Source organism: Pseudomonas sp. NY15374, assembly GCF_048068255.1.
Taxonomy (GTDB): domain Bacteria; phylum Pseudomonadota; class Gammaproteobacteria; order Pseudomonadales; family Pseudomonadaceae; genus Aquipseudomonas; species Aquipseudomonas machongensis.
This window is the reverse complement of the sequence record NZ_JBLUPZ010000001.1, coordinates 337,802-349,948: the sequence shown is the minus strand read 5'-3', so window position 1 is coordinate 349,948 and position 12,147 is coordinate 337,802. Positions and strand designations below refer to the sequence as shown.

Here is a 12,147-nt window from a genome sequence, read left to right as displayed (position 1 = left end):
TCTGATCTGCCTTGTGCGCCACTGTGGCGCAGTGCTCTAGCAATCAAGACCAATGAATACGGGGCCTTTACCGTTCATCGTGTGTTCCGGTGCGCGGAAAATTCTGCTTGCAATATAGGTATTACGGTATACCATCAGACACATCAACGATAAAAAACGCGGACCACCGCACGCCCCTTAGAGGTACACGCCATGATCGACGCAACCGTCTACAAGCACGTCCTGGGCTCCTTCCCGTCCGGCGTCACCGTCATCACCACCCTGGACGACGACGGCTCGGTCGTCGGCCTCACTGCCAGCGCCTTTTCTTCCCTGTCCATGGACCCGCCGCTGGTGCTGTTCTGCCCCAACTACAGCTCCGACTCCTATCCTGTACTGATCAAGCAAAAGCGCTTCGCCATCCACTTGCTGTCCGGCGAGCAGCAGGCCGAAGCCTATGCATTCGCCAAAAAGGGCAAGGACAAGGCCAGCGGTATCGAGTGGGCCCTGAGCGAGCTGGGCAACCCGCTGCTGGCCGGTGCCACCGCGATCATCGAGTGCGAGCTGTGGCGCGAGTACGAAGGTGGCGATCACGCCATCATGGTCGGCAAGGTACACAACCTGATCGTGCCTGAGGACGCCCCACGACCGATGGTCTACTGCCGCGGCAAAATGGCCAGCCTGCCCGCCTTCGCCTGATACCTGCAGTTCGACGCAAGACTCTGTGGGAGCGGGCTCGTCCCGCGATCACCGGCCCTGCCGGTGTCATTCAGGACGCGGCTTGTTTCCCTGTGCCGCGCCGTCCCCACATCGACCACAACAAGCTCCGAGGAAAGCCCCATGAAGTTTTCGCTGTTCGTACACATGGAACGTTGGGATGACCAGGTCAGCCACCGCCAGCTGTTCGAAGACCTGACCGAACTGACCCTGATGGCCGAGCGCGGCGGTTTCAGCACCGTATGGATCGGCGAACACCACGCCATGGAATACACCATCTCGCCCAGCCCCATGCCGCTGCTGGCCTACCTGGCTGCCCGTACCGAGACCATCCGTCTGGGCGCCGGCACCATCATCGCGCCGTTCTGGAATCCGATCCGCGTAGCTGGCGAATGCGCCCTGCTCGATGTGATCAGCAATGGTCGCATGGAAGTGGGCCTGGCCCGCGGTGCCTACCAGTTCGAATTCGACCGCATGGCCGGTGGCATGCCCGCCACCGACGGCGGCAAGGCCCTGCGCGAGATGGTCCCGGCGGTCCGCGCCCTGTGGCAGGGCGACTACGCCCACGAAGGCGAGGTGTACAACTTCCCCACCTCCACCAGCGTACCCAAGCCTGTGCAGCACGGCATGCCACCGATGTGGATCGCCGCCCGCGACCCGGACTCGCACAACTTTGCGGTCAAGCATGGCTGCAATGTCATGGTCACCCCACTGATGAAGGGTGACGAAGAGGTGCTGGACCTGAAGAACAAGTTCCAGGCCGCGTTGGACAACAACCCTGAAGTGCCGCGCCCGCAACTGATGGTGTTGCGCCACACCCACGTGCACAGCCCGGCCGAGCCCGATGGCTGGAAGATCGGCGCCCAGGCGATCTCGCGCTTCTATCGCACCTTCGATGCCTGGTTCGGCAACAAGACCACCCCGGTCAATGGCTTCCTGGAGCCCAGCCCCGAGTCCAAGTTCGCCGAGGTACCGGCCTTCGCGCTGGAGAACATCCGCAAGAACACCATGATCGGCACCCCCGAAGAAATCATTGCGCGCATCAAGTACTACCAGGAACTGGGCGTCGACGAATTCAGCTTCTGGTGTGACAACAGCCTGCCGCACGCAGAGAAACGTAAATCGCTGGAGCTGTTCATCAAGGAAGTGGTGCCAGCGTTTGCCTGATCGGTAGCCCGCTGCACCTGCCCGCTTTCATGACCTGTGAGAGCGGGCATTTTTTTGGCTGCGCTTCAACTGCGTCTGCCCACCAGAAGATCAGTACAGACACCCCAGAAAACCGCGGCACAGCACACCTTTCGTCCCCCCCGCAGGAGAAATTTCCCGCCCCCTCTTGCACATCAAATATTATGGTATACCATCAGACAACAAGAGCTGATAACCCTCACCAGGAGCCCCCCCATGAGTTTCGAAATCCGCAAGATCGTCACCTACTCCGAAGAAACCCGCATCGAAGGCGGCAAGGCCACCGACAAACCAGTGACCATGGTCGGCCTGGCCGTGGTGATCAAGAACCCATGGGCTGGCCGTGGTTTTGTCGAAGACCTCAAGCCGGAAATCCGCGCCAACTGCTCCGAACTGGGTGCGCTGATGGTCGAGCGCCTGACCGCCGCCATCGGTGGTGCCGACAAGATCGAGGCATACGGCAAGGCAGCGGTGGTCGGTGCCGAGGGTGAGATCGAGCACGCGTCGGCGGTGATCCACACCCTGCGCTTTGGCAACCACTACCGTGAAGCGGTCCAGGCCAAGAGCTACCTGAGCTTCACCAACAAGCGCGGCGGCCCGGGCACCTCGATCCAGATCCCGATGATGCAGAAGGACGACGAAGGCCTGCGCTCGCACTACATCACCCTGGAAATGCAGATCGAAGACGCTCCGCGCGCCGACGAGATCGTCGTGGTCCTGGGCGCCTCCGACGGTGGCCGCCTGCACCCGCGTATCGGCAACCGCTACATCGACCTGGAAGAACTGGCTGCCGAGAAAGCCAACGCTCAATAACAATAAGCAGACGGGCCGGAGCCAAGCGTCACGGCACCGGCCTTTCAAGGAGCGCCATCCATGATTCAGCCTGTCGCTGAACGTACACCTGCCGGGACCAGCTACCTGAGCCTCGGCCAGGGCCAACCCGTGGTGCTGATCCACGGCGTGGGCCTGAACAAGGAAATGTGGGGTGGCCAGTTCGTCGGCCTGTCCACCGACTACCGGGTCATCGCCTACGACATGCTCGGCCATGGCCAGAGCGCGTTGCCCGCGCCGGACACCGACCTGCAAGGCTACGCCACCCAGCTCGCCGAACTGCTCGACCACCTGCAGATTCCCCAGGCCACCGTCATCGGCTTCTCCATGGGCGGCCTGGTCGCCCGCGCCTTCGCCCTGCACTACCCGCAGCGGCTGGCGGCTCTGGTCGTGCTCAACAGCGTGTTCAACCGCAGCCCCGAGCAGAGCGCCGGTGTCATCGCCCGCGCCGCGCAGGCTGCCGAGCTTGGCCCGGACGCCAACGTCGACGCGGCCCTGGACCGCTGGTTCAGCCGCGAATACAAGGCGGCCAACCCGGCCCAGGTCGCGGCCATCCGCCAGGTGCTGGCCAGCAACGACCCCCAGGGCTACCACACTACCTATTCGCTGTTCGCCACCCAGGACATGTACCGCGAAGCGGACCTGGGCAGCATCCAGGTGCCAACGCTGATCGCCACCGGCGAACTCGATTCCGGCTCCACCCCGGCCATGACCCGCCAGCTCGCCGCGCGCATTCCCGGCGCCCGCAGCGTGGTCCTGGCCGAACAACGGCATATGATGCCCGTTGAGGCTCCGCGCGAAGTCAACCGCATGCTGCTGGACTTCCTGAGCCAAGCCCGCACCCTCACCGAATCCGCCAAGGGGATAGTTGCATGACCCTCGTTCGTTTCCAGATGTGCATCGACGGCCAATGGCGCGATGCCCAGAGCGGCAAGACCTTCGACAGCCTCGACCCGGCCACCGCCCAGGCCTGGGCGCAACTGCCCGATGCCGACGAGCAGGACGTCGAGCTGGCGGTACAGGCCGCCCGGCGCGCCTTCGATAGCAAGGCCTGGCGCGGGCTCACCGCCACCGCACGGGGCAAGCTGCTGCGCCGCCTCGGTGACCTGATCGCCGAGAACAAGGAGCACCTGGCCCAGCTCGAAAGCCGCGACAACGGCAAGCTGATCCGCGAGACCCGCGGCCAGGTCGGCTACCTGCCGGAATTCTTCCACTACACCGCAGGCCTTGCCGACAAGCTCGAAGGCGGCACCCTGCCGCTGGACAAGCCCGACCTGTTCGCCTACACCGTGCACGAGCCCATCGGTGTGGTGGCTGGCATCATCCCGTGGAACAGCCCGCTGTACCTGACCGCGATCAAGCTCGCCCCGGCCCTGGCCGCTGGCAACACCATCGTGCTCAAACCTTCGGAGCATGCGTCGGCCACCATCCTGGAGCTGGCCCGCCTGGCGCTGGAAGCCGGTTTCCCGGCCGGTGTGGTCAACGTCGTCACCGGTTACGGCCCAAGCACCGGCGCGGCGCTCACCCGTCATCCACTGGTGCGCAAGATCGCCTTCACCGGCGGCGCCGCCACTGCCCGCCATGTGGTGCGCAGCAGCGCCGAGAACTTCGCCAAGCTGTCGCTGGAGCTGGGCGGCAAGTCGCCGAACATCATCTTCGCCGACGCCGACCTGGACAGCGCCATCAACGGCGCAGTGGCCGGCATCTACGCCGCCTCCGGACAAAGCTGCGTGGCCGGTTCGCGCCTGCTGGTGCAGGACGAGATCTTCGACGCGTTCGTCGAGCGCCTGATCGAGCGGGCCAAGCGCATCCGCATCGGTAACCCGCAGGACGACGCCAGCGAAATGGGCCCGATGGCCACCGCCCAGCAACTGGCCGTGGTCGAAGGCCTGGTCGCTGCGGCCAAGGCCGAGGGCGCCAAGCTGCGCCTGGGTGGCAAGCGCGCCGAGGTCGAGGGCGACGGCTGGTTCTACGAGCCGACCCTGTTCGAGTGCGACAGCAACTCGATGACCATCATGCAGGAAGAGGTGTTCGGCCCGGTCGCCGCGGTGATCCGCTTCAAGACCGAGGAAGAGGCGCTGGCCATGGCCAACGACTCGCAGTTCGGCCTTGCCGCCGGCATCTGGACCCGCGACCTGGGCCGTGCCCATCGCCTGGCGCGCGACGTGCGCTCGGGGATCATCTGGGTCAACACTTACCGCGCAGTCTCGGCCATGGCGCCGATCGGCGGCTTCAAGAACAGCGGCTACGGTCGCGAGAGCGGCATCGATTCGGTGCTGGCCTATACCGAGCTGAAGACCGTGTGGATCAACCTGTCCACCGCGCCAATGCCCGATCCGTTTGTGATGCGTTGAGAAGGAGCACGAGATGATCGAACCTGGCATCTATAAAGACGTGATGGGCTCCTTCCCGTCCGGCGTGACCGTGGTCACCACGCTCGATGGCGATGGCGGTATCGTCGGCATTACCGCCAGCGCCTTCAGCGCGCTGTCGATCGAGCCGGCGCTCGTGCTGTTCTGCCCCAACTACGCCTCCGACACCTACCCGATCCTGCGCGACAGCAAGCAGTTCGCCATTCACCTGCTGTCGGCCGACCAGACCGCCGAGGCCTATGCCTTTGCGGGTAAAGGCAAGGACAAGGCCAAAGGCATCGACTGGCACCTGAGCGAGCTGGGCAACCCGCTGCTGGCCAAGGCCACGGCGATCATCGAGTGCGAGTTGTGGCGCGAGTACGACGGCGGCGATCACGCGATCATCGTCGGCGCGGTGAAAAACCTGGTGCTGCCGGCCGAGCCGGTGACACCGATGGTCTATCACAAGGGCAAGCTTGGCGCCCTGCCCTCGCTGGGCTGATAGACCGCGCGGTCTGCTTCGCGCGTTCACCCGCGAAGAAGCCCACACCGATGTCCCTGTTTTTAGGGGCCGCGCTAATCGACTCACCCTCGGTTGCGGCCCCTGTTTTCATTCGGAGCACTGCAATGAGCAATGAAAAGTACGAGAAAGGCCTGCAGATCCGCACCCAGGTGCTGGGCGAGGACTACGTCAACCGCTCCATCCAGAACGCCGACGACTTTACCAAGCCGCTCCAGGAGCTGGTCACCGAGTATTGCTGGGGTCATGTCTGGGGCCGCGACGGCTTATCGCTCAAAGAGCGCAGCATGATAAACTTGGCGATGATTTCCGCCCTCAACCGGCCCCACGAGCTCAAGCTGCATATCCGCGGCGCCTTGCGCAACGGCCTGAGCCGTGAACAGATTCGCGAAATCCTGCTCCAGGTCGGCATTTATTGCGGCGTGCCCGCGGCGGTGGACAGCTTCCGCCTGGCCCGCGAAGCGTTCGCCGAAGCCGATGCGGAGCCAACCCGTTAACAGCGGGCTGTTCGAACCACTGCAAGGAGCGCCTGGGTTCGGGGCACTCCGACGTTGGCGCAACAGCCTCATAAAGAGCGCACCTGATGAAACGCCAGCCACTCGACGACAGCTTCAAGGTCAACCGCAACCCCGTCACGCTCCGCGAAATCGTGCTCGACAAGCTGCGCGGGGCGATCATGAACTTCCACCTGCTGCCGGGCGACCGCCTGGTCGAGCGCGACCTGTGCGACCGTCTCGGCGTCAGCCGTACCTCGGTGCGTGAAGCCCTGCGCCACCTCGAGTCCGAGGGGCTGGTGGAGTTCGCCGATGCCAAGGGCCCGCGCGTGGCCATCATCACCCTGGAAGACGCCCGCGACATCTACGAGCTGCGCTGCGTGCTCGAAGGCCTGATCGTCCAACTGTTCACCCTCAACGCCAAAGCCAAGGACATCCGCGCTCTGGAGCGCGCCCTTGACGTAAACCGCGAAGCGCTGGAGGAAGGCGAGCTGCAGCAGGTGCTCGATTCGGTACAGGGCTTCTACGACGTGCTGCTCGAAGGCTCCGGCAACCACGTCGCCGCTACCCAGCTGCGCCAGTTGCAGGCACGTATCAGCTACCTGCGCGCCACCTCGGTCTCACAGGAAAACCGCCGCGGCGCCAGCAACCGTGAAATGGAGAAGATGGTCGAGGCGATCAAGAGCGGCGACCCGCTGGCCGCTCATCAGGCCTCGGTCGACCACGTACGCGCCGCCGCCAAGGTGGCACTGGACTACCTGCGCCAGAAGCAGGACGACAATGCCAAGGTTCGCGACATGGTCGAGCCCCTGGCGCTGAAGGATCCACGCATTTAACCCCCCACAGGCCACCGATCATGCCCAACGCCCCGCGCTACTGCCCGCAATGCACCACGGCACTGGACCGGGGCGTTCCCACCGGCGACACCCACGAGCGCCTGCACTGCCCCGCCTGCGGCTACATCCACTACATCAACCCGAAGATCATCGCCGGCTGCATCATCGAACGCGACGGCAAGTACCTGCTGTGCCAGCGCGCCATCCCGCCACGTCCTGGTACCTGGACCCTGCCCGCAGGCTTCATGGAGGCCGGCGAAACCACCGAGCAGGCGGCGCTGCGCGAGGTCTGGGAAGAAACCGGCGTGCGCGCGGACATCGTCTCGCCGTATTCGATCTTCAGCGTGCCGCAGATCAGCGAGGTGTACATCATCTTCCGCGCCATCGCCACCGAAGAGACCGGCCAGTTCGGCCCCGAGACCCTCGACTACCGCTTCTTCGCGCCCGAGGACATTCCCTGGGACGCGATCTACTACCCGGCGATCCGCCAGATCCTCGAACGCTACATCCTCGAACGCCAGGCCGGGGTGTATGGCATCTACATGGGCAATGACGACACCGGCAAGGTGCATTTCATGCGCTGAATAGCGCCCGCCCCTCAACACGGCCGGCCCTGTCTCACAAATCGCTCGCCAGCCCGACATTCTCGGTGCACCCTATCCCCTCCACGCAAACGAAGCGGCAAACCTCATGGCGAAATGGCTGGATGGCGGCGGGCTAATGGCCGAACGCATCCGCAATCACGACTGGGCGAAAACGCCCCTGGGCGCAATTGATGCCTGGCCCGACGTGCTCAAGACCACCGTGGCCTTGTGCCTGGCCTCGCGATTCCCGCAGGCGGCGCTGTGGGGCGATGACCTGATCACCCTGCACAACGATGCCTTCAGCGAAATCCTCGGCGACAAGCCTCTGGCCCTGGGTCGCCCCTTCAGCCACGTCTGGCATGAAGCCTGGAACGATATAGGCGCCATGACCCGCCGCGCCCTGGACGGCGAGGCGGTGTACATCGAAGACTTCCCGCTGATCATCGACCGCCACAACGGGCCGGAACGTGCCTATTTCACCTTTTGCTACAGCCCGATCCGCGACCAGGACGGCCAGATCGTCGGCATGCTCGACACTGTCACCGAAACCACCGCCAGCGTGGTCGCCAACCGCCGCCTCAACTTCCTCGACGACCTCGGCCGCGCCGTGGCCAACGCCACCGAGCCGGACCGGATCCTGGCCATCACCACCCGCAAGCTGGGCGAGCACCTGCGCCTGTCGAGCTGCGCCTACGCAGTGATGGAGCCCGATCAGGACGGTTTCACCATCTGCGGAGACTGGGTCACGCCCGGCTCGCCGCGTCTGCTCGGCCAATATCGTCTCGCCGACTTCGGCCGCCTGGCCGTACAGCGCCTGCGCGCAGGCCTGGCGCTGGTGATCAACGACAACTTCAGCGAGCTCGAACCGCAGGAGGCCGCGACCTTCCAGGCCATCGGCATCACTGCGACCATCTGCATGCCGCTGATCAAGGATGGGCGCCTGACGGCGCTGATGGCCATCCATGACAAGCAGCCGCGTGCCTGGACCGGCTACGAGCGGGCGCTGATCAGCGAAGTCACCGAGCGTAGCTGGGCGCACATCCAGCGGGTTCAGGCACATGCCGAAGTACGCGAAGCGATGCAGGCGCTCGAATCGCTCAACGCCACTCTTGAGCAGCGTGTCGAAGAACGTACCGCACAGTTGCTGCACACCGAGGCCGTACTGCGCCAGACCCAGAAGCTCGAAGCCATCGGCCAGCTCACCGGTGGTGTCGCCCACGACTTCAACAACCTGCTGACCATCATCCGCTCGTCGCTGCATTTCCTGCAGCGCCCGGAACTGGATGACAGTCGCCGCCAGCGCTACCTCAAGACCGTGTCAGACACCGTCGATCGCGGCGCCAAGCTCACCGGCCAACTGCTCGCTTTCGCCCGCCGCCAGGCCCTGAGCCCACAGGTGTTCGAAGTGGGCCCGCGGCTGGAAGCCATGGCCGACATGCTCGACACCGCTACCGGCGCACGGATCCAGGTCAAACTGGATCTGCCCGAGACGCCCTGCCATATCCGCGCCGACCTTGGCCAGCTGGAAACGGCGGTGATCAATCTGATGATCAACGGCCGCGACGCCATGAACGGCGAAGGCACGCTGCGCCTGCGCCTGCGGCCAGACCAGCTGATGCCGGCGCAACGTGGGCACTCGGGGCAGCCTGGGGTGTTCGCGGCGATCTCGGTGATCGACAGCGGCGTCGGGATCGCCCATGAATTGCTGGAGCGCATCTTCGACCCGTTTTTCACCACCAAGGCCTCGGGCCATGGCACCGGCCTGGGCCTGTCGCAGGTGTTCGGCTTCGTCAAGCAGTCCGGCGGCGACGTGCAGGTCACCAGCGTGCCGGGCCAGGGCACTACCTTCACCCTGTACCTGCCTCAGGTCTCGCCCCCGGAAACCGAACAGAGCCTCGCCAGCGCTGCAAATGCCCCGGTCGACAGCCGGCCGCGGCGCATCCTGGTGGTGGAGGATAACCGCGACGTCGGCAGCTTTACCGCGCAGATACTCAAGGATCATGGCTACCAGATCAGCTGGGCGACCAGTGCCGAGGATGCACTGGCGCAGTTGCACATGACACCGCAAGGCTTCGATGTGGTGTTCTCCGACGTGGTAATGCCCGGTATGGGCGGCCTGGCTCTGGCCCGGGAACTGCGCCGCACCAGGCCGCAACTGCCGGTGATCCTCACCTCCGGCTACAGCGATGCCATTGCCGAAGGGGGGCATCAGGGCTTCGCCTTCCTGGCCAAGCCGTATTCGGCCGAGCAGGTGTGCCAGTTGCTGGATCAGGTGCTCACGCAGTAGCTGCAACGGCCTTGCACAGTATTTGTGCGATGGGATCAGTGGGCGCTGGGTCTTTGCAACTGGAGTCTGCAGGGTCCGCCCCCACAGGAAACGACGTCAGCCCTCGGATTGCGCGTAAACCAGCGGCAGCAAGCGCGCCAGGCTCTGCGCCAACTCCGCCCGGCGGAACGGCTTGCGCAATACCTCGAAGCCACAGAGCTCACGCGGCGTGAGGTTGGCATAGCCGGTGATGATCAACACCGGCAGCGCCGGCATACGCCGCCGCAGCGCCTGGGCGAACTCGGCGCCGGTCCGCTCGGGCATCATCTGGTCGGTCACCAGCACTTCCACGGCGAATCCCTGCTCCAGCACCTGCTCGGCTTCGGCCGCACTCAAGACCGCTTTCACTTCATACCCCAAGTCACGCAGCTGCATTGCCGTGGCATGGAGCACGATGGCTTCGTCATCCACCAGTAATACCCTGACCGGGCGCGTCGGCCTGGACACTTCGTCCACCGGGTCATCCCGACACAGGGTTTCGGCGTCAGTGGTCGGCAGCCACAATGTCGCTGTCGACCCCTGCCCCGGCTGCGAACGAATGGCAAACCCGCCGCCAGACTGCAGTGCAAGCCCCTGCACCATCGGCAGGCCAAGCCCGGTGCCCTTGCCCGCGCCCTTGGTGGAATAGAATGGCTCGCAGCAGCGCGCCAGCACCTCATCGCTCATACCGCAGCCGCTATCGGCCACCTCCAGCCACACCATCGCCCCTTGCCCAGGCCCTGCAGGCCGATCTGCTGCCCGTGCTGCGTCCAGCCCCGCACGAATCCTCAACCTGCCACCGCCTGGCATCGCATCGCGCGCGTTGAGCACCAGGTTGAGCAGCGCAAGCTCCAGTTGATGCGGGTCCACCACCGCTGCCGGCAGCGCCGGGTCGACATCGACCTGTACCTCGATGGTCGGCCCCAGCGAGCGCATGATCAATCCGTGCATGTCACCGATCCGTGCAGCCAGGCAGACGGGCTCAGGCTTGAGGGTCTGGCGCCGGGCAAAGCTGAGCAGACGGCCGACCAGGCTGCGTGCCCGCTCCGCGGCCTGCAGGGCGCCTTCGATCAGACGCGTCGAACGCGCCGCGTCGTCCGGCCGGCGGGCGATCAGCTCCAGTGAGGCGATAATTGGGGTGAGCATATTGTTGAAGTCATGGGCAATGCCGCCGGTCAGTTGGCCGACGGCCTCCATCTTGCGTGCTTCATGCAACTGCATGAGGTCGGACTCACGCTCGGCCAGCATGCTGGCAACTCGCTCCTCCAGCGTAGCGTTGAGCGTCATCAGCTCGGCCAGCGTTGCCTCCAGGTGCGCGGAGCTGGCGCGCAACGCTCGCTCCGAGCGAGCATGGATGATCGCAGACCAGGTGAGTTTGGCCGCCTCTTCCACCAGCTGACATTCATCGTCGACGAACGCATGAGGGCGATTGAAGTAGACACACAGCATGGCGTCGAGCACACCGCTGCGCAGCAGCGGCACCTTCAGGCTGGCGCACAGGTCTCTGGAGGCGCCAGCCGGATAGTCGTCATGAACCCCATGCCCCGCCTGAAGTTGCTCGCGCAACAACCCGTCATGTCCGCGCCAGAAGTGCTCCCCTGTTTGCGACGGCACCCCATCGACCCAGTCACGGGCGACGACATAGCGCTCGTCATCGCCCAGATCCTCGGCAAAGCACACCCGGCAGGCGCCCAGCTCCTCACCGAGCAGGCGGGTGGAAAAGGTCTCGATCGCCTCGGGTTCGTCCATCCCCGGAAGCGCCCGGCCCAATGCCAGCAGGAACGCCTGGCGCCGCTCGAACTGAACGCGCTCAGTGGTTTCGGTGACGATGCACAGCACCCCACCCACGCTGCCATCGGCCTCGCGTACCGCCGAATAGGAGACATCGAAATAAGCGGTCTCGCCCAGGCCCCGGCGCTCGATGTAGAACGGACGGTCGCGCGCCGAGAAAGTCTCGCCGGTTTCACGCACATTGCGCAGCAACGGTTCGAGATCGTCCCACAACTCGCTCCAGTGCTCGCGGGCAGGCCGCCCGAGCGCACGCGGATGCTTGGCACCGATGGTCGGGGCGTAGGCATCGTTGTAGAGCGCCACGTACTCCGGCCCCCAGAACAGCACGATCTGGGCCTTGGCCGGGAGGATAGTCGCCATGAGCGTCTGCAGGCTGAATGACCATGTGCCAGGGGCGCCAAGCGGCGACTCGGTCCATTCCAGGCTCTGCAGCAGCGAGCCGACCGTGCCGCCGTTGATCAGAAAGGCGGGCGCCGGGGGCCGGGCGTGTTCGGTATCACCGTCCTGTAGTGATTTCATGTCATGCAGACCATCAGTGTTTCCGGGCACTGTAT

The 12,147-nt window shown here is 64.8% G+C and carries 11 protein-coding genes; 10 read left to right on the top strand and 1 reads right to left on the bottom strand.

Annotated elements, in window-relative coordinates; translation table 11 throughout:
* The first annotated feature begins 192 nt into the window (after window positions 1-192).
* From ACNFHO_RS01845 to ACNFHO_RS01800, 10 genes are all read left to right on the top strand, one after another.
* Window positions 193-678: a flavin reductase family protein gene (locus ACNFHO_RS01845; protein WP_125929614.1), complete on the top strand. Its 486-nt coding sequence runs from the start codon at window positions 193-195 to the stop codon at window positions 676-678.
* Window positions 679-819: 141 nt separating this feature from the next.
* Window positions 820-1,863, top strand: a complete 1,044-nt coding sequence (locus tag ACNFHO_RS01840) for an LLM class flavin-dependent oxidoreductase (RefSeq protein WP_414155663.1) — start codon at window positions 820-822, stop codon at window positions 1,861-1,863.
* Between the two features lie 234 nt (window positions 1,864-2,097).
* The gene (locus ACNFHO_RS01835; RefSeq protein WP_054892016.1) at window positions 2,098-2,694 is read left to right on the top strand and encodes an amino acid synthesis family protein; all 597 of its coding nucleotides are present in this window, start codon (window positions 2,098-2,100) and stop codon (window positions 2,692-2,694) included.
* 60 nt (window positions 2,695-2,754) lie between these two features.
* Window positions 2,755-3,588 (top strand): alpha/beta fold hydrolase, encoded by an 834-nt coding sequence (locus ACNFHO_RS01830; protein WP_063545281.1) that lies wholly within the window; start codon window positions 2,755-2,757, stop codon window positions 3,586-3,588.
* Window positions 3,585-5,066 carry an aldehyde dehydrogenase gene (locus ACNFHO_RS01825; RefSeq protein WP_416764965.1) on the top strand — a complete coding sequence of 494 codons (1,482 nt, stop codon included), beginning with the start codon at window positions 3,585-3,587 and terminating at the stop codon, window positions 5,064-5,066. Before ACNFHO_RS01830 ends, ACNFHO_RS01825 begins: the two co-directional genes overlap by 4 nt.
* 13 nt (window positions 5,067-5,079) lie before the next feature.
* A complete protein-coding gene (locus ACNFHO_RS01820) occupies window positions 5,080-5,565 on the top strand; it encodes a flavin reductase family protein (protein WP_065862551.1) in 486 nt (161 codons plus the stop codon).
* A gap of 125 nt (window positions 5,566-5,690) precedes the next feature.
* Window positions 5,691-6,080 carry a carboxymuconolactone decarboxylase family protein gene (locus ACNFHO_RS01815; RefSeq protein WP_054892020.1) on the top strand — a complete coding sequence of 130 codons (390 nt, stop codon included), beginning with the start codon at window positions 5,691-5,693 and terminating at the stop codon, window positions 6,078-6,080.
* 86 nt (window positions 6,081-6,166) lie between these two features.
* The gene (locus tag ACNFHO_RS01810; protein ID WP_054892021.1) at window positions 6,167-6,913 is read left to right on the top strand and encodes a GntR family transcriptional regulator; all 747 of its coding nucleotides are present in this window, start codon (window positions 6,167-6,169) and stop codon (window positions 6,911-6,913) included.
* Window positions 6,914-6,933: 20 nt separating this feature from the next.
* The gene (locus ACNFHO_RS01805) at window positions 6,934-7,497 is read left to right on the top strand and encodes an NUDIX hydrolase (RefSeq protein WP_065862549.1); all 564 of its coding nucleotides are present in this window, start codon (window positions 6,934-6,936) and stop codon (window positions 7,495-7,497) included.
* Window positions 7,498-7,603: 106 nt separating this feature from the next.
* Window positions 7,604-9,784, top strand: a complete 2,181-nt coding sequence (locus tag ACNFHO_RS01800; RefSeq protein WP_416764962.1) for an ATP-binding protein — start codon at window positions 7,604-7,606, stop codon at window positions 9,782-9,784.
* Window positions 9,785-9,880: 96 nt separating this feature from the next.
* On the opposite strand, the gene ACNFHO_RS01795 is transcribed toward ACNFHO_RS01800, so the two are convergent.
* Window positions 9,881-12,112 carry an ATP-binding protein gene (locus tag ACNFHO_RS01795; RefSeq protein ID WP_416764960.1) on the bottom strand — a complete coding sequence of 744 codons (2,232 nt, stop codon included), beginning with the start codon at window positions 12,110-12,112 and terminating at the stop codon, window positions 9,881-9,883.
* Window positions 12,113-12,147 lie beyond the last annotated feature (35 nt).